This is a genomic window from Stenotrophomonas sp. YJH_SMC_135, assembly GCF_059372355.1.
Map to the genome: position 1 here is coordinate 461854 of NZ_JCAFVN010000001.1, position 17285 is coordinate 479138.

The window sequence follows — 17285 nt, forward strand, 5'->3', positions numbered from 1 at the left end:
ATGATGACTGGCTGGGTGATGGAAATAGATTCTCCTCCTGTATCATCGGCAAGAAAGGTCTGGGAAATTGTTTCTGGGATGGTCAGTAAGTTTGTATCTGCATCTCCGGTGCGATGGGGGTTGTTTGATCTGTCCCCGTTGTGAGCAGGGTGAGGTGTTGAAAGCTCAAGTAAAGGAGCGCGGCGTTCAGATATTTGTCTGCGACGAGTGCGATGCCGTGTGGTTCTCCTTCGCTGCTATAGGGGTCTCTCCGTTCAGAGACCTTGAGCGGTATCTTGAGGAAATTTCCGTCGCGCGGTCCTGGGAGTCAATTTCCGTGGACAGGCATGAGTAGAAAGTACGCAGTTTCCATGCACTCCTCGACCGTATTGCCTCAGCGCAGCGCGTGGGTCAGTGCAGCATGGGGTGACCTTCCCGTCTCCCACTTCCAGAGCGACGAAAATCTCAATGACTGCAGTTTTATTGACTTGAAGGTCAATAAGTGGGAGATCAGTGGCAGTCGATTGCAATGGGGTCTGGACCCCTTCATCAGGGTTGAAATACTCAAGGGTCGGGGCCCTGCGATGGCAGATGCCAGATTGCAGCCCTGACGGTAGTCGCGAAGCAGCGCGTTGTTCCTCTGGACAGAAGGGTGCCGGAATCGATGGGCTTCATCCTCCCCCTCCGTCCATCAAGTGACGGTTTCTGCGGTCACGACTCGCAAGCGCTGCGTGATGACTGCGATTGATGTGCTCGTGCATTGATATGCCCGGCAGGAATAACCACCTCCATTAAGTGTTTCCTTCACACCTGTCTGCACAGTTCCATAGATTTGGATCGATACAATAATATCGACCCATAAAGTTTCCCTGTGCTGCGCCGCCATCGATCGTACGGCCATGATCAAGGGAATTGAGATGCTCGCCTTACGCAACCTCCGAGTGGGATCCCGGCTGGGTGCCGGGTTTGGATTGCTGCTGCTGTTCATCGTGGCCATCGTTGGCCTGGCGCTGTACGGAAATCACCTGAAGTCCGCCCAGTTCGAGAAAGTGGTGGACGTCAACATGGTGAAGATGCGGCTGTTGAACGACATGCTGGATACCAACAACGCGGTGTTGATGCACCGCCGCCTGATGGTGATCAAGCGCGGCGAGGATTTTGACAGGGATTATCAGAAGGCGCAGGAGCTGTCGCAGACCTACGACGGTATCTGGGCCAGGTACATCAGGATTCCGCGCGACGCGACCGGCGATACCCTGGTGGCGAAAATCGACGCGGCACGCAAGGCCACCGACGCCTCCACCCGGCATCTTCACGAGCGCATGAAGGCCGGGGATTTCGACGGCGCGGCCAAGGAACTGCTTGCCGAGCAGGGGCTGGCAACCGCGTGGAACGAAGCGATCTCGACCCTGCTGCGGCATCAGGAGACACTGACCGAGCGCAGCCGCGAGGAATACCGTTCAACCGAATCCTGGACCGGCACGCTGTCGATCGTGTTCGGCGTGTTGAGCCTGGTACTGGGCTCGCTGGCCGCGTGGGCCATCACCCGCAGCCTGACCCGCCCGCTGGAAGGCGCGGTGAAGCTGGCCGACGGCATCGCCAATGGGCGGCTGGACAACAGCATTGACGCCTCCGGCAACGATGAGGTCACGCAGCTGCTCAGGTCGATGCAGCGCATGCAGGCGCAGTTGCAGTCGGTGATGGCGGCGCAGGGCGAGTTGGCGCGCCAGCACGATGCGGGCAGCCTCAGCTATCGCATGGACGAGAGTGCCTTCCCTGGTGACTACGGGCGCATGGTGCACGAGACCAACGCGCTGGTCGGCTCACACGTGCAGGTACAGAACCGGCTGATCGAAGTGATGAAGCATTACGCCCGTGGCGACCTGTCGGTGGACATGGATCCGCTGCCGGGCGAGAAGGCGGCGATCACCCAGGCAATGGACGAGACCAAGACCAGCCTGTCGGCGATCAACAGCGAGATCCGCCGGCTGGCGACGGCCGCGGCGGCGGGCGACTTCAGCCTGCGCGGCGATGAAGATCGCTTCGCCTACGATTTCCGCGACATGGTGGCCGGGCTCAATCGCCTGATGCAGACCACCGACGAGAACCTGGTGCAGGTGTCGACCCTGCTGCAGGCGATCTCGCGCGGTGACCTCACTGTGCGCATGCAGGGTGACTTCCACGGCGTGTTCGCCCGCATGCGCGATGACTGCAATGCGACCGTCGATCAGCTCAAGCAGATCGTCGGCCGCATCCAGGCCAGTGCGTCCAGCATCAACCTGGCGGCAGGCGAAATCGCCTCGGGCAACACCGATCTGTCGCGGCGCACCGAGCAGCAGGCGGCGAACCTGGAAGAGACGGCGGCGTCGATGGAGGAGCTGACCTCCACCGTGAAGCAGAACGCCGAGCACGCCCGCCAGGCCAACCAGCTCGCCATCGGTGCGCACGGTGTCGCCTCGCAGGGCGGCGAGGTGGTCGGCCAGGTGGTCACCACGATGTCGGCCATCGAGGCCTCGTCGAAGAAGATCGCCAAGATCATCTCGGTCATCGATGGCATTGCCTTCCAGACCAACATCCTGGCGTTGAACGCGGCGGTGGAAGCCGCGCGTGCCGGCGAGCAGGGCAGGGGCTTTGCGGTGGTGGCCAGTGAGGTGCGCACGCTGGCACAGCGCTCGGCCGGTGCGGCCAAGGAGATCAAGGGCCTGATCGAAGATTCGGTTGGCAAGGTCGCCGATGGATCGGCGCTGGTCCGACAGGCAGGCACCACGATGGGCGAGATCGTTGCTTCCGTGCAGCGCGTGACCGACATCATGGCCGATATCTCTGCTGCCTCGCAGGAGCAGAGTTCGGGCATCGAACAGGTGAACCAGGCGGTGGTGCAGATGGACGAGACCACGCAGCAGAATGCGGCACTGGTGGAAGAGGCCAGTGCTGCGGCGCGTTCCATGGAGGAGCAGGCGAACCTGCTGGCCGAGGCGGTTTCGGTGTTCCGCACCGGCGCGGTAACGGCGGCTGCAGCCGTGCGTCCGGCCCTGGCTGCGGTGGCCGCGAAGGTCACCCCGGTGCGCAGGGCGGCAACGCTGTCGCCGCGCATCGAGCCGACACTGGCAGCCAATGCCGGGGGGTGGGAAGAGTTCTAGCAGAGGGCAATGCCGGCAGGGAGACGGCGCCCATCACGATGGCTGATCGTGATGGGCGCGGATTTTCTTCCTGAACGCGCGATGGCCGATGAGGCCGCGGACACGCGCATTTCACTTCCGGTTGCCAGCCGCGGGAGGACACTTGCGCCATACCGGAACCTAGGAGATGGCCATGAAGACCTCGACCCGATTGCTTGTGCTGGGCACCCTGCTGGCGGCTTCGTCGGTGGCCGGCGCGCAGACCTATGGCCCGCGCGATGAAGGACGCCGATTCAACGATGGCAGCCGCGTGGTCTGCAAGAACGTGGAAGTGCAGCGCAACTCGCGCGATCCGAACCGCATCGCCGGTACGGCCACTGGCGCGGTGATCGGCGGCCTGCTGGGCAACCAGGTGGGCGGCGGCAATGGCAAGAAGCTCGCTACCGTGGCCGGTGCTGTTGCCGGTGGTGCGGCGGGCCGCCAGATCCAGGGCAACAGCCAGCAGAAGAACGGCGACCGCGTGGTCGAGCGCCGCTGCGAACGCGTCTATCGCTGATCGATCGCCGACGGCCCCCGTTTTTCCCCTTCCACATCGCAGTACTCGAACGCCGGCCTTGCGCCGGCGTTCTTCATTGCAGGAAAAAGGGACGGAGGGGATTAAGTCGTAATCCCCCAACCGGCCGCTTACGACTTAATCCCCTCCGTCCCCTTTTTTGCGAGGAGGCGCCAGGTGGCGAGGCTGCCGTAGAGCAGCAGCAGGACGGTGAGGGTGATCAGTTCGTGGCTGACTTCGGCCAGGCTGGCGTCCATCTGGTTCAGGCGCACCATCAGGTTGATGCCGGAGGTGGTCGGCAGCAGCTGCGCCAGCCAGACCAGCGGTTGTGGCGTCATCACCGAGGGCCACGACAGGTTGGCGAGGAAGAACAGCGGGATCGAGGTGGCGATGATGTACTGGAAGGCGCGTTCGCGGGTGCGGAAGAAGCTGCCGACGAACAGGCCGAAGGCCACCGTCGCCGCGATGAACAGCGTGCCACCCAGCAGCTGGCCCAGCGGGTTGCCTCCGCGTGGATAGTCCTGCACCCAGGCAGTGAACCCGGCATACCAGAACAGACCGAACAGGCCGATCAGGCCGAAGCCCAGTGCCATGCCGGCCAGGGTCGGCAGGTCGAAGCGCAGGCGCCGGCCGAGCGCGAGGCGGCGGCCGCCGAGCAGGACGCCGATGCCCATCAGCAGCGTCTGGTGCACGATCAGTTCGGCCACGCCGGGAACGATGGCGCTGCCATAACCTTCCTGCGTGTTGTACAGGGGGCGCTGCACAAGCGTGACCGGCGGTGCCTGCGGTGCGCCCATGAAGGCGGCCTGGCCGACCACGGCATCACGCCCGAACGCACCCAGCGCGTCAGCCACGCTGCCCAGCACCCAGCTGGCGCGGCCCAGGTAGGCACCGTTGCCAAGCAGTACCAGCTTGGCCGGGTGGCCGCGCAGGATGTCGCGCTCCAGATTGGCCGGGATCACGACGATCCCTTCGGCATGGCCGGCTTCCAGCTGCCGGCGTGCGCTGTCGACGTCCGCGGGTTGACCGACCACGCGCGCAACGCGCAGTGCGTCGAGCTTGCGCAGCAGCTCGCGGCTGGTCGCGCTGTGGTCTTCGTCCACCACCAGCACCGGCAGGTTGCCGGCCACCTGGTGCCGGTAGGCGGCTGGATAGAAGAACGAGTACAGGATCACCGCCCCGACCATCACCACGATCGCGTAGCGGTCGCAGAGCACTGCCATCAGGGTCTGCCGCAGGCTGCGCCAGAGTGCGCTCATGCGTCGGCCCCTGCGGGCTGTGCGGCGGCAGGTGTGCGCGCAAAGGCGATCAGGCGCAGGCCGCCGACGCCTCCTGCCACCACCGCCATCAACAACAGCGTGGCCAGCGGCCACACCGAAACCTGCAGCGGCGAACCGATGAACTGCTGCTGGGTCTGCAGCTTGATGTAGGCGCTGAGGGGCAGCAGCTGATGCCAGGCGCGGGTGAACAAGGGACCGTCGAGGACCGGGAAGGTGGCACTGGAGAAGGCCAGCGCGGTGCCGATGCTGAGGCCGACCGCCGACAGCGCGGTGCCCATGTCGCGGGTCACGCCGACGAAGAACAATGCGTAGGCGGCCGTGGCCAGGTAGAACAGCGGCTGTGCGAGCAGCAGCAGGAATACGCTGCCCGCCACGCCATCGCCACGCAGCCAGGCCAGGTAGCCGATGCCGAGCGCGCCATACACCGAGAACAGCAGGATGTACGGCGCGACCTTGCCGGCAATCGCCGCCCACGGCGCGCGGCCCAGCCAGGCGGGCAGGGTGCCGTCGCGGATCTCGCGGCCAAGACTGCCGGCCACTGCAAGTGCCAGTACCAGCGACAATACCGCCGGGAAGATCAACGGCAGCAGGAACAGCTCGTAGCTGCGTGCCGGGTTGTACAGAATGTCCGACTGCACCGCGATGGGTGCCGCGCGCAGCTTGCCCGGGCCGACCTGCAGGCCGATGCGCTCGCGCAGCAGGCGCGCGTTCCATGCGGAAACCGCGTCGCCGATGTCGCGCGACGCCGACTGGCCGGTGGTCATGTAGGTGGCGTTGTAATAGGCAAACACCGTGCCCTGGCGCCCACGCAGCGCCTGCCGGGTGACATCGCGCGGCACCAGTACGATGGCGAACACATCCAGCCGACGCAGCTGCGAACGTGCGTCTTCCAGGTCCACCGGCTGGCTGGCGACGCGCACGCCGGGGCTGGCATCGAGCATGCGCAGCAGCAGGCGGCTGTCACTGCTGTGGTCGAGGTCGACCACCGCGATCGGGATGTCGCGCATCACCGAAGGCGTGAACATCCACGCCATCACCACCAGCATCAGCAGCGGCAGCACGGTGACCAGCAGCAGGTCGGCGCGGTTGCCGCGCAGCGACTGCAGCTCGCGCCGCCAGCTGGCGGCGAAGCCGCCGCGGCCGGGGTTCAGTGCTGGGGCCATGCGAACAGCACGCTCATGCCGGGGCGGAAGCCCTCGATGCGGCGTACCGGGCGCACCCGCACCTCGAAGCTGCGGACGTCGTAGCCGGACGACTGGCGGGTGGTACGCCAGGTTGCATAGTCGCCGGCCGGATTGATGAAGTAGACCTCGAATTCGCCGTCCAGGCCGAGCGCCGGCACGCTGCCCTGCAGCTTGCTGCCGACCTTCAGGCCCTGCATCTGCGATTCGCGCAGGTTCATGGCGACCCACATGCGGTCGATGTCGACCAGGGTGAACACCGGGTAGCCGGCCGGCACCAGCTCGCCCGGGTCGGCCATGCGCTTGTTGATTTCGCCGGCGACCGGCGCGCGCCCTTCCACTTCGACACGCGCGGCGTTGACCTCGGCCACCGCGCCCTGTGCCTGTTGCACCTGGCCCTGCGCGGCACGCTTGTCCTGCTCGCGCGCGCCGGCCAGGGCCATGTCGTACTGCGCGCGCGCGGCACGGGCCAGTTCACGCGAACTGGTGGCCTGGGCATGCGCTTCATCACGCTTCTGCCGGGTCATCACCCCTTCGTTGAACAGGTTCTGCACGCGCTGGTAAGTGGCTTCAGCCAGCGTCGCACCGGCTTCGGCCCGCTTCCAGTTCGCTTCGGCGGCGCGGATGTCTTCGCTGCGCGCGCCTTCGTCGGCCTTGTCGGCCACTGCCTGTGCGGCGGCCAAAGCGCCGTGCGCCTGCTGTTCCTTGGCGGCCACTTCGGGGCTGTCGAGCAGGAACAGCACCTGCCCGGCCTGCACGCGGTCGCCCTCGCGCACCTTCAGTTCGGCCACGCGCGCGGTGATCTTGGCGGCCACGTTGATCGTGTCCGCATCGGCCATGCCCTGGATCTGGTCGGCCGGGCTGCGCCAGGCCAGCCACAGGCCGAGCACCACCACGACCAGCAGCACCACTACCAGGATCGGTCCCAACCGGCGCTTGCCCGGGGGCGTCGTCGCATCGTCGTGCAGCACATCACTCATGGTCGATCACCTCGTCCGCCCGCCGCCGGAACTCTTCGAAACGGTCCATCTGTCCACTGACCTCCAGCAACTGTGCCAGCGCAATATCGTATTGGTAGGCGGCCTGTGCGCGCTCGACGCGGGCGCCGCCCAGGCCGAGCCGCGCGTCGATCACATCCAGCGAAGTCGCCTGGCCTTCGCGGAACGCCAGCTCCTGCAGGCGCAGGTTTTCCTGTGCCTGGGCAATGCTGCTGTCGAGCAGCACGTACTGCTGGCGTGCGGTTTCCAGCTCGTTCCAGGCCTTGCGCACACCCAGTGCGACCTGGTTCTCGGCCTCGCGCAGGCCCGCTTCGGCCTGGTCCTGCTGCGCACGCGCGGCGCTGATCTGCGCCGGCCGCGAGTTCGGCGACAGGAAGGTGTACTTCAGGCCGATGCCGAACGCCCAGTCCGGATCGGTCAGCATCTCGTCGCGGCGACGGAAGTCGTACTGGCCGAAGGCGAAGATCTGTGGCTTCAGCTTGGCCTGCTGCACGCGCACGCCCTGTTCGGCCTGCGCCACCATCGCCCGCAGGCGCGCGATCTGCGGCTGCCGCGCCTGCGCGGTGCGTTCGAAGCTGGCCACCGGTTCCAGTGGCACGCGCTGCACGAACAGCGGCGACACCGGCTGCACCTCGCCGCCACTGCGCAGCAGCGTGGCCAGTGCGGCCTTCAGCGTGGCCAGGTCGTTCACCGTCTTCTGGTATTCGCGCTCGGCCTTGTCGCGGGCCACGGTGGCCTGCAGGCGCTGCGCGCGGGTGGCGAAGCCCTCGCGTTCCAGCTTCTCAGCGTCGGACAGGTGGCGGTTGAGGCCATCGCGCACATCGCGGCGCACGTCCACCGCCTGCTCGGCCAGGCGCTGGCCAAAATAGGCCTGGGCCAGCTGCACGGTCAGCGATTGGCGTTGTGCTTCGCGCTCGGCGCTGGCCTGTTCGTGGGCGGCACTGGCCGCACGTTGCGCGGCCGGAATCACGCCGCCGGTGTACAGCGGCAGCACCGCAGTCACCACCGGGCGGGTACGCCAGTCGCGTTCGGTGAACGACAGCGGCGAGTCGATGCCAAAGGCCTCGGCCACCGGAGCCAGCGAACCCAGGGGCAGGGTGAGCGTCTTCTGGAACTGCAGCCGGCGCACTTCGCCGGTGATCTCCGGCAGGCGCAGCAGGCGGGTCGCGTCCTGAAGGTCCTGCTTGTTGCGCACGGCGGCGTCGGCAGCGGCCAACGCATCGGAGACCTGCTCCAGACGTTGCCGTGCCTGTTCCCAGTCCAATGCCGGTGCGTCGCTGGTGGGCTGCGCGGTGGCAGCGAATGGCAGGCAGGCTGCCAGCGCCAGCGCGGCCTTCGCGCGGTGCATCCTTGTACGTCGGCCGATCACGCCCATGCCGTCCCAGTAGTGAAGAAGTGCGCAAACGGTAGTGCGTGCAGCGTGAAGCCCGGGTCTGCGATCATCGGTTTGTCCTCAACGAAGGGGGCCTCTGGCCGCAGTGCGCAGCGCCTGGGTGATGTGCTGCAGCGTGCTTGAGCGCACGGCGGCATGCTGCCAGTACAGCGGCACATCGAGCCAGCGGCGGGGTTCCAGTACCACCACGCGGCCGGCGCGCACGGCGGGCGCGACCAGGGTTTCCGGAGCCATGCCCCAGCCGAGTCCGCACGCGGCGGCTTCGACGAAACCGGTGGAGGAGGGCAGGTAGTGTAGCGGCGGCTGCAGCCGCGCGCGGGTCAGGCGCCGCACGAAGCGCCACTGCAGTTCATCTTTGCGGTTGAACACCAGCATCGGTGCGTGCGCCAGGGTTGCGGCCTGCATGCCATCGCGGAAGTACTGGCGGGCGAAGCCGGGCGAGGCGATGGCGTGGTAGCGCATCGCGCCGAGCGGGTGCACGTTGCATCCCTTCACCGGTTGGCTTTCGGCGGTGACCGCGCCGAGCACGCTGCCATCGCGCAGCAGCTGCAGGGTGTGGTCCTGGTCGTCCATGCGCAGGTCGAACAGATAGCCGTGGCGCTGGTGCAGGTCGGCGATGGCCGGTACGAACCAGGTATCAAGCGAGTCATCGTTGACCGCCAGGGGGATCGGCGTGCGCGCAGCGTCGCTGCCACGCTCGGGTAGCAGCTCGGCCAATGCCTCGGCCTCCAGCGCCTGCATCGGTCGCACCCGGCGCAGCAGCGCTTCACCCGCGGCAGTCGGCCGGCAGGGTGCCTGGCGCACCACCAGTACCTGCCCGAGCCTGTCCTCCAGGGCCCTGATCCGCTGCGACAGTGCTGACGGGCTGATCGACAGGCGGCGTGCCGCAGCCTCGAAGCTGCCTTCCTCCAGCACCGCGGCAAACGCGGCCAGTTGCGGGTGTACCAGGTCCATGCCGGTGCCTCTTCAGTTTTCCTGCACAGGATAAAGAAAAATCAGTTTGTCTAATCAAGGCGGTTGGCGGCACCCTGCGCGTCCCCTCGCTGCCTGGCCTGTCCCGATGTGGATTGCCGCTACCGCCGCCGGCCTGTTCGCAGGTGCCGGCCTGATCATCGCCATCGGCGCGCAGAATGCCTTCGTGCTGCGCCAGGGCCTGCAGCAGCGCAATGTGGGGACGGTAGTGCTGGCCTGCGCCGGCGCGGATATCGCGCTGATCCTTGCTGGCGTTGGCGGCATGGGCGCGCTGGTGCTGCAGTGGCCGCTGCTGCTGCAGGTGCTGCGCTTCGGTGGTGCGGCCTTCCTGTTCTGGTATGGCCTGCGGGCGGGGCTGCGCGCGTGGCGCGGTGGCAGTGCCCTGGCCGCCGCCGAGGCGCAGGGCGGCAGCGGAAGGCAGGTACTGCTGACCTGCCTGGCGTTCACGCTGCTCAACCCGCACGTCTATCTGGATACGGTGGTGCTGCTGGGCAGTCTGTCCACGCGCTACCCCGGTGACCTGCGCTGGGCGTTCGCCGCCGGTGCCTGCGCCGCCAGCGTGGCCTGGTTCTGCACGTTGGGCTATGGCGCGCGCCTGTTGCAGCCGGTGTTCCGCAGGCCGGGCGCCTGGCGGGTGCTGGATGCCGCCGTGGCGGTCTTCATGTCCTGCCTCGCCACGCTGCTGCTGTTGCGCCCGCTCTAGGCCGCGTCCACCGCGCACTGCGGGGTTTCGCCGGGGCGCAGGGTCAGCACGCGCACGCCGCTGCGGGTGACCGCCACGGTGTGCTCGAACTGCGCCGACAGCTTGCCGTCGCGGGTGTAGACCGGCCATTGGTCCGGCTGCTGACGGATGGCCGGCTTGCCCTGGTTGAGCATCGGCTCGATGGTGAACACCATGCCTTCTTCCAGCACCATGCCGGTGTTGGGATGGCCGTAATGCAGGATCTGCGGTTCCTCGTGCATCTGCTGGCCGATGCCATGGCCGCAGTATTCCTTCACCACGCTGTAGCCGTGGCTGCGCGCGTGGCGGGCGATGGCGTGGCCGATATCGCCCAGGCGCGCTCCCGGGCGCACCGCAGCGATGCCTTTCCACATCGCCTGGTAGGTGGCCTGCACCAGCCTGCGCGCGGCGTAGTCGACCTCACCGACCAGGTAGGTGGTGCTGGAGTCGGCGATGTAGCCGTTCTTCTCCAGGGTGATGTCGAGGTTGACGATCTGGCCGCTGCGCAGCACGTCGGCGGTGCTGGGAACGCCGTGGCAGACCACGTTGTCGATCGAGGTGTTGAGCACATACGGGAAGCCGTACTGGCCCTTGCTGGCCGGCCGCGCCTGCAGCTCATCGACGATCATGCGCTCGACGAAGTCGTTGATCTCCATCGTGCTGCGTCCCTGCAGCGGCAGCTGGTCGAGCGCGGCGAACACCTGCGCCAGCAGGCGCCCGGATTCGGCCAGCAACGCGATTTCGTGCGGCTGCTTGATCATCGTCATGTCAGGCCCGCCCGGGCGCCAGCGCCTGCGGCTGCACCCCGGCTGCCCGCAGTTCGCTGGCGACGATGTCCTGGAAGCTCAGCGTGGGGTTCATCTCGCACAGCATGCCGACCCGGATCCAGAAGGTGGCCTGGGCGTTGATCGAACGGCTGGAGACGGTGCAGGCACGGCGCAGCTGGTCGTGCAGGGTGTCATCGATGTTGACGATGCCCATGGGCGGTCCTGGCGGAATGGATATACGAAGCATATATGTTCCGTATATCCGCCTCAAGCCCGCATCGTTCAGTCCACGTGGGTGGCAAAGCGCAGTCGGTTGCCGTCCGGGTCACGCAGGAGCATCTCGCGGCTGCCCCATCCGGTGTCGTGCGGTGGCTGCTCGATCGGTACGTTGGCGGCACTGAAGGCGCGGTGCAGGGCGTCGACGTCTTCAACGATGAAGTACACCGCGCCGCCGACCTCGCAGTCGCCGCTGTGTTCGGTGAGGAAGATCGTCTGGCCGTCGCGGGTGAGCTGGGCGAACAGCGGGAAGCCGGGTTCGAAGCGGTGTTCCCAGTCGACCACGAAACCCAGCCCCTGCACGTAGAACGGCAGGGTGGTGTCGGCATGGCGCATGCGCAGTTGCGGGATGACGGTCTGGGGCATCGCGAGGTTCCGGGGCGGGAGTCCAGTGTAGTGCCGGCCGCTGGCCGGCATCCCGGCGAGCCTGGGAACGATGAGGTTGCCGGCCAGCGGCCGGCACTACCGAAGCCACGCCGGCCAGCGGCCGGCACGACCGGCGCGGTCAGCAGGCGGTCGGCACGGCGGCCATCGCCGCCAGCAGTTCGCGATTCACCTGCTGGTGCCGTGCCTGCCACACCGGCAGATCCTCGGCGCTGACGTCAGGTTGGCCGTCCAGCGACGACAGCCAGCGCTTGAAGCGGCTCTGGTAGTTGGCCAGCGACACTTCGCCGGTGATGTCGCTGCCGACCAGGCCGCCGGCGCGCAGCGCTTCGATCACCACCAGTGCGTGTTCCAGCTGGAAGCGGCCCTGGTCCCAGTTGCTGCGGGCGACGTCCTCGGCGAACACATCCTTGTCGATCGACAGGTAGGTCGGTTGCGGCGACTTGGCCTGCTCGGCGGCGAACGCGGCAACCAGTGCCTCCGGGTGCTCGAACCGTCGGAATGCACGGCCGCTGCCGAGGCGGTGGCCCCAGCCCACGTCCACATCCATGCACCAGTAAGTCAGGCGCCCGCCCATCAGGGGGCGCCAATGGTTCTCCCAGGCGTGGCCCAGGCCGATGTCACTGGAGGTGATGCCGAGCACATGGATGTGCGAGATCTGCGGCAGCTTGCTGGCCGCGTTCACCCACGACCCGCAGTGCATGCCGAACGGGAAACGCATGTTGTCCGGATGGTTGTCCAGCACCACCAGCTGGAACGGCTGGTGCGCGCGCATGCGACGCAGCAGCGGCAGGCTGAGGTGGTGGAAGTCGCCACTGCCGAGCATCACCGTGCCGAGCTGGGCCGGCAGCGGTGCCAGCACTTCAGCGGCGAAACGGTCCAGGGTTGAAGTGCTGCAGGCGAAGCGCAGCGGATCGTGCCACTGCGGCAGCGCCAGGGTCTGCGCCTGTGGCAGCGGCAGTACGCCACCGTCCAGGTCCAGGATCAGCGGAAAACGCGCCGACATCGTTCAACCGCCTCCATCAGGTTCGCCCTGCAGGTACGGTGCCAGCTTGCGCAGGGTAGCGCGCAGCAGCGGGGAGCGGGCGTGGATCGCGTGCCGGGTGGAGGTGAAGCGGGCGCCCAGCTCGGCCTTGATCCGCGAGTCGGTCCAGCCGGCCACGTAGTGGCTCAGGCCGTGCTGCAGCGCGTATTCGAGGTTGTGCATCCAGCTGACCGCGTACAGGTTGTGCTCGCGTGATTGCGGGTAGGCCAGGCCGATGTACTTGTCCACCAGCTTTCCGGCGTGGATGTAGCACAGGTTCCAGCCGATCAGCAGACCCTGGTGGCGGTACAGGAACATCCGTCCCTGGCCCTGGCTGTCGGCCAGCAGGTATTGGAAGTAGGCCACGTCGAGCTGGTCGAAATGCACGGCGCTCTGCGCGAACACGCCCAGGTACAGCGCGTACAGTTCGGCCTGCAGTCGCGGGTCTGCGAGGGCCGGATCGCCGGTGGCGATGCAGTCGATCTGCAGGCCATCGCGCGAGCGCAGCTTGCGCCGGATGTTCTTGCGGCGCGAGGACGACAGGCGTCCGAGATAGCCATCGATCGAATCGAAATCGATCGCCACCCAGGCCAGCGGCATGCCTTCCAGTTCGACGAAGCCGCGTGCCAGCAGCGCCTGCAGGAAGGCGCTGCTGTGTGCATTGGCCGCGTCGTCCAGCAGCGGCGAATCGATTGCCAGGTCCTTGACCACCAGCAGCCGGGAATCGCCGATCGCGTGACGCGTCACGTCCTCGGCCAATGCCTCTGGTGCGACGTGCGCGGGCAACGGGGTGTACTCGGTGCTGGTGGCACCGACGAAGCGGGTCTTCCAGGTGATCCAGGGCCGCCACAGGCGCGACAGCGGCAAGCCAAGCAGCTTGCCGCGCAGGTCGTCGTCCATCGTGGTGGTCAGGTCGAGCGGCGCACGGAAGGTCGGCAGGCCGCTGGGAAGCAGGCCTGCCTCGAATCCAAGCGGCGGGTGGGCCAGGAAGCCCTCCAGCAGCGCGGCCGGTTCCAGCGCGGTGCTGGATGCGCGTGACGTCATCTCCATCGGCACGGGAACCGGCAGCGCATCGACCTCAGCCCTTGGCCTTGGTCAGCGCCTGGTCGAGCAGGGTGATCGCCAGGTCGATCTCTTCGTAGCTGATGTCCAGCGACGGCGCGAAGGTGATCACGTTCTTGTACCAGCCACCCACGTCGAGCACGAGGCCCATGCGCTTGCCGTCGTGCAGGAGGTCACCGGCCAGGCCGATGTCGACCATGCGGTCCAGCAGTTCCTTGTTGGGGGTGTAGCCGTCGGTCTGGCAGATCTCGGCGCGCAGGGCCAGGCCCAGGCCGTCGACGTCGCCGATCTCCGGGTGACGCTTCTGCAGGCCACGCAGGCCGTCCAGGAAGTACGCGCCCTTCTCCGGCACGGTGCGCTCGTAATCCATTTCCTTGCCCAGCTTCAGCACTTCCAGGCCGAGGCGGGTGCCCAGCGGATTGGAGTTGAAGGTGGAGTGGGTGGAGCCCGGCGGGAACACGGTCGGGTTGATCAGTTCTTCGCGCGCCCACAGGCCCGACAGCGGGTTCAGGCCGTTGGTCAGCGCCTTGCCGAACACCAGCACGTCTGGGGTAACGCCGAAGTGCTCGATCGACCACAGCTTGCCGGTGCGCCAGAAACCCATCTGGATTTCATCGACGACCATCAGGATGCCGTACTTGTCCAGCACGCGCTTGAGGCCAGTGAAGAAGTTGCGCGGCGGGATGACGTAGCCGCCGGTGCCCTGGATCGGCTCGACGTAGAACGCGGCGTACTCGGCCTGGCCGACCTTGGGATCCCACACGCCGTTGTACTCGCTTTCGAACAGGCGCTCGAACTGCCACACGCAGTGGTCGGAATACTCGTCCGGGGTCATGCCCTTCGGACGACGGAACGGGTACGGGAACGGGATGAACATCGCGCGCTCGCCGAAGTGGCCGTAGCGGCGGCGGTAGCGGTAGCTGGAGGTGATCGACGAGGCACCCAGGGTGCGGCCGTGGTAGCCGCCCTCGAAGGCGAACATCAGGCTCTTGCCGCCGCGCGCGTTGCGCACGATCTTCAGCGAATCTTCAATGGCCTGCGCGCCGCCGACGTTGAAGTGCACGCGGCCGTCGAGGCCGAACTTCTGGTGCATGTCCACGGCAATGGTCTTGGCCAGCTGCACGCGGGTCGGGTGCAGGTACTGGCTGGCGACCTGCGGCAGGGTGTCGATCTGGTCCTTCAGCGCGTCGTTCAGGCGCCTGTTGCTGTAGCCGAAGTTGCAGGCCGAGTACCACATCTGCAGGTCGAGGTAGGGCACGCCCGCACCATCGAACATGTAGCTGCCTTCGCCGCGCTGGAAGATCTTCGGCGGGTCGACGTAGTGGACGGTGTCGCCGAAGGAGCTGTAGCGGGCTTCGTCGGCCAGCAGCTGCGCGTCGGAGGCAGCCGCGTCGGCGTTCTTGTCAAAAATGTTCATGCAGTTCGGTTCCGTGAAGGACGTTCGAAAGGGGTGACGGGGAGCGCGCCTGGAAGGGAGTGCTCAGGCGGTGGCCAGCAGCAGGGGCAGTGCGGTGGGCTGCGGGCTGGCGTCGAGGCGACGTGGCTGCAGCAGGCTGCCATCGAGCAAGCGCGGCAACAGTGCGATTGCATCGTGGAAGGTATCGATGGCGGCATGCTTGATGCCGGCCTTCGTGCAATGGGTGATCAGGCGGCGCTTGGCGAACACGAAGTCGGCATCTTCGGAGACGCAGAAATCCGAGCTGCCATCGCCGATCATCAGCACGCGTGGTGCTTCGTCGGCACGCGCCTGCGCGGCGCAGGTGCACTTGCAGGTACCACTGCGGCATCCTTCGGCCTGGTAGGGCGACTCCAGTTCCCAATGGTCTTCGCACCAGCGCAGGTGGTTGGCCACCACCGGCAGTCGCGACAGGCCGTGGTTGGCGAGGATGCGGTGGATCGCATAGTCCAGGCCGTCGCTGACGATGCGCAGCGGCACGCCCAGCTGTTCGGCGCGGCTGACAAAGGCGGCGAAGCCCGGATCGATCTGCACCTGGTCCAGGTGCGCGTCGAGCGTGGCCGGGTCCAGCTTCAACAGCCGCACCTGGCCCTGCATGCATTCACGCGAGCCGATCTTTCCCGCCTTCCATTGGTCTTCCAGTTGCTGCCAGCCCGGCTGGCCGTACTTCTCCAGCAGCGAGTCGATGACATCTTCGAGGCTGATGGTGCCATCGAAGTCACACAGGATGCTCCAGTGCATGGGCAGGTCCGTCGATGAAAGAAACGTCCGGCACGATGCCGGGGCAGGCTCAATGTAGGCAGGCAGCCTTTCTCGTTCCTTTCCTGTTGAAAGCCTGCACCGCCGGGTGGGGAAAGTGTTCAGGAATCGAGCGTGCTGAATGGGCGTGATGCCGTGAAAACCGCGCTTTCAGGGCTGCGCAGCGGCCAGCGCCCGCAGGATCTGCGCGGTCTCTTCCCGGGTCTGCCAGGCGCTGTTGCCGAGGGTCAGCATGCGTGCGGCGAAGTCGCGCGCGTTCGGCATGTCGTCCTGCGGCACGATGCCACGCAGGTAGGCGTAGTCGGGCAGGGCATGGATGAACATGCGGCTGGCACCGAGGCCGCGCGGCCACAGTTCGTCCAGTGCGGCATCGCGCGCGCGCTGGCTGGGCAGCAGCAGCATCAGCATCGGCCAGGTGCCGCCGGTGCCGGCCAGGCCATCGACCACCTCCACCGCCGGCAGCTGTGCCAGCTGCACACGCAGCTGCAGTGCGCGCAGGCGCCCGGCCTGCAGGAACGCAGGCAGCCGCCGTGCAGCGTGGGCGCCCACGTTCTGCCGCCACTGGCTGACCCGGTGCTGCGGGATGTCCAGCGGGAAAATGTCTCCGACCGCGTCTTCCAGATCGCCGCGTTGCAGGGCGCTGCGCAGCGGATTGCCGTACACCAGCGACAGCAGCGAGGGGCGGTAACAGGCGGCAAGACCCAGCAGCTGCACGCTGCGAAGCAGCTCCCAGCGCAGGCTGAAACGTACCTGTTCGGCGGCATGTTCGGCCAGCGCGGCGCGCAGCTCGTCATCGCGGCTGACCAGCAGGCCGCCTTCATGCAGGCTCAGCCCCTTGCCGGCGGCCAGGCTGAAGAATCCGATGTCGCCACGCAGCCCCACGCTGCTGTTGCCGACCCGTGCGCCCAGCGCCTGTGCGGCATCTTCGATCACCCAGGCACCGGCGCCGCGTGCGACCTCGCAGGCCCGTTCGACATCGGCGATGCGCCCGCCGAGGTGGGTGGGCAGGATCGCCAGCGTCCGTGCGTCGGCCAGGCGCGAGAGCTGTGCCGGATCAAAGTCGAAATGGCCACGCCGGGTATCGCACAGCTGCACGCGCAGGCCGAGGCTGTGTACCGCGATCGGCACCAGCGGACAGGTATAGGCCGGCAGGATCACGGTATCGCGCTTGGGCGCGCGCTTGCGCAGGGTGCGCAGTGCGATCAGCAGCGCGTGGGTGCCGGAACAGGTCAGCTGCAGCGGCGGTGTGCCGAGCTGGGTGGCCAGGATGTCGCGCAGGTCGCCGCCGCCGGGAAGGAAGTCGCTGGCCTGCATCGGCAGGCCAGCGGTCGGCGGCAGTTCGCGCGCGAACAGGCTCATCG

General features: G+C 66.9%; 16 protein-coding genes. 3 read left to right on the plus strand and 13 right to left on the minus strand.

Going from position 1 to position 17285, the window contains the following annotated elements; genetic code table 11:
* Positions 1 to 896: 896 nt before the first annotated feature.
* Together AC5P98_RS02350 and AC5P98_RS02355 are read left to right on the plus strand one after the other, a co-directional pair.
* Positions 897 to 3119 carry a methyl-accepting chemotaxis protein gene (locus AC5P98_RS02350; protein WP_495229841.1) on the plus strand — a complete coding sequence of 741 codons (2223 nt, stop codon included), beginning with the start codon at positions 897 to 899 and terminating at the stop codon, positions 3117 to 3119.
* Between the two features lie 166 nt (positions 3120 to 3285).
* Positions 3286 to 3654 (plus strand): glycine zipper 2TM domain-containing protein, encoded by a 369-nt coding sequence (locus AC5P98_RS02355; protein ID WP_014646414.1) that lies wholly within the window; start codon positions 3286 to 3288, stop codon positions 3652 to 3654.
* Between the two features lie 128 nt (positions 3655 to 3782).
* Here AC5P98_RS02355 and AC5P98_RS02360 read toward each other — a convergent pair whose 3' ends face one another.
* From AC5P98_RS02360 to AC5P98_RS02380, 5 genes are all read right to left on the minus strand, one after another.
* The gene (locus AC5P98_RS02360) at positions 3783 to 4910 is read right to left on the minus strand and encodes an ABC transporter permease (RefSeq protein ID WP_014646415.1); all 1128 of its coding nucleotides are present in this window, start codon (positions 4908 to 4910) and stop codon (positions 3783 to 3785) included.
* Positions 4907 to 6094, minus strand: a complete 1188-nt coding sequence (locus AC5P98_RS02365; RefSeq protein WP_049419415.1) for an ABC transporter permease — start codon at positions 6092 to 6094, stop codon at positions 4907 to 4909. The genes AC5P98_RS02360 and AC5P98_RS02365 overlap by 4 nt, the downstream gene beginning before the upstream one ends.
* Positions 6079 to 7092 carry an HlyD family secretion protein gene (locus AC5P98_RS02370; protein ID WP_049419414.1) on the minus strand — a complete coding sequence of 338 codons (1014 nt, stop codon included), beginning with the start codon at positions 7090 to 7092 and terminating at the stop codon, positions 6079 to 6081. Before AC5P98_RS02370 ends, AC5P98_RS02365 begins: the two co-directional genes overlap by 16 nt.
* Positions 7085 to 8485 (minus strand): TolC family protein, encoded by a 1401-nt coding sequence (locus AC5P98_RS02375; RefSeq protein ID WP_049419413.1) that lies wholly within the window; start codon positions 8483 to 8485, stop codon positions 7085 to 7087. Before AC5P98_RS02375 ends, AC5P98_RS02370 begins: the two co-directional genes overlap by 8 nt.
* 78 nt (positions 8486 to 8563) lie before the next feature.
* Positions 8564 to 9457, minus strand: coding sequence for a LysR family transcriptional regulator ArgP (locus tag AC5P98_RS02380; RefSeq protein ID WP_049419412.1), 894 nt, complete (start codon positions 9455 to 9457; stop codon positions 8564 to 8566).
* A gap of 106 nt (positions 9458 to 9563) precedes the next feature.
* On the opposite strand from AC5P98_RS02380, the gene AC5P98_RS02385 reads away from it, so the two are divergent.
* Entirely contained in the window at positions 9564 to 10178 is a 615-nt protein-coding gene (locus tag AC5P98_RS02385) for a LysE/ArgO family amino acid transporter (protein WP_014646420.1), read from the plus strand.
* Here AC5P98_RS02385 and map read toward each other — a convergent pair.
* From map to AC5P98_RS02425, 8 genes are all read right to left on the minus strand, one after another.
* The gene (gene map / locus AC5P98_RS02390; protein ID WP_032958075.1) at positions 10175 to 10957 is read right to left on the minus strand and encodes a type I methionyl aminopeptidase; all 783 of its coding nucleotides are present in this window, start codon (positions 10955 to 10957) and stop codon (positions 10175 to 10177) included. The genes AC5P98_RS02385 and map overlap by 4 nt on opposite strands.
* 7 nt (positions 10958 to 10964) lie before the next feature.
* A complete protein-coding gene (locus AC5P98_RS02395) occupies positions 10965 to 11177 on the minus strand; it encodes a ParD-like family protein (protein ID WP_014646422.1) in 213 nt (70 codons plus the stop codon).
* 68 nt (positions 11178 to 11245) lie between these two features.
* Positions 11246 to 11605, minus strand: coding sequence for a bleomycin resistance protein (locus AC5P98_RS02400; protein WP_014646423.1), 360 nt, complete (start codon positions 11603 to 11605; stop codon positions 11246 to 11248).
* 139 nt (positions 11606 to 11744) lie between these two features.
* Positions 11745 to 12629, minus strand: a complete 885-nt coding sequence (locus AC5P98_RS02405) for an arginase family protein (protein ID WP_049419411.1) — start codon at positions 12627 to 12629, stop codon at positions 11745 to 11747.
* Positions 12630 to 12632: 3 nt separating this feature from the next.
* Positions 12633 to 13697, minus strand: coding sequence for a GNAT family N-acetyltransferase (locus AC5P98_RS02410; RefSeq protein ID WP_049419410.1), 1065 nt, complete (start codon positions 13695 to 13697; stop codon positions 12633 to 12635).
* Between the two features lie 28 nt (positions 13698 to 13725).
* On the minus strand, positions 13726 to 15126 hold the full coding sequence (locus AC5P98_RS02415) for an aspartate aminotransferase family protein (RefSeq protein ID WP_032958036.1): 1401 nt from the start codon (positions 15124 to 15126) through the stop codon (positions 13726 to 13728).
* Positions 15127 to 15189: 63 nt separating this feature from the next.
* On the minus strand, positions 15190 to 15906 hold the full coding sequence (locus tag AC5P98_RS02420) for an MtnX-like HAD-IB family phosphatase (protein WP_032958035.1): 717 nt from the start codon (positions 15904 to 15906) through the stop codon (positions 15190 to 15192).
* Between the two features lie 168 nt (positions 15907 to 16074).
* Positions 16075 to 17283, minus strand: coding sequence for a DegT/DnrJ/EryC1/StrS family aminotransferase (locus tag AC5P98_RS02425; RefSeq protein ID WP_014646428.1), 1209 nt, complete (start codon positions 17281 to 17283; stop codon positions 16075 to 16077).
* Positions 17284 to 17285: the final 2 nt, after the last annotated feature.